Below are 347 nucleotides of genomic sequence, written 5' to 3'. Positions count from 1 at the left end.
AATATCGGAATAACGATAACGGCCCGCCTTTAAAGCGGGCTTTTTTGCGTGCTTACGAATGAATATGTAAGCACAGTTACTATTTACTCTTGACGTTTCCTGTAAGCTCGCTTACCTTGGTAAGCATAGAGACCAGCAGGAGACAATCATGCAACTCACTTACGGAAACTGGAAAGCCACTGCGCAGGGTAGACGCCGCCAAGGCGACCCCGAAGCGCTGGCGCCACGTGAAGCTGAATGCCTAATGGCGCTAGCCAGCGGGCAAACCATCAAAGAGATCGCCCGCTCGTTTGGCATCTCCCCTGGCACGGTCAAGCACTCGCTAAACCGTATCTATGGGCGCTTGC

General features: G+C 52.7%; 1 protein-coding gene. It reads left to right on the top strand.

Annotation, left to right across the window (positions count from 1 at the left end; genetic code table 11):
• Nucleotides 1–148 precede the first annotated feature (148 nt).
• The coding region (locus CXF87_RS12485; RefSeq protein ID WP_157826550.1) for a helix-turn-helix domain-containing protein at nt 149–347 on the top strand (199 nt) is incomplete at its 3' end.

The organism is Halomonas sp. MES3-P3E (assembly GCF_002836035.1).
Lineage (GTDB): Bacteria > Pseudomonadota > Gammaproteobacteria > Pseudomonadales > Halomonadaceae > Vreelandella > Vreelandella arctica.
This window is presented reverse-complemented; position numbering and strand designations above follow the sequence as displayed.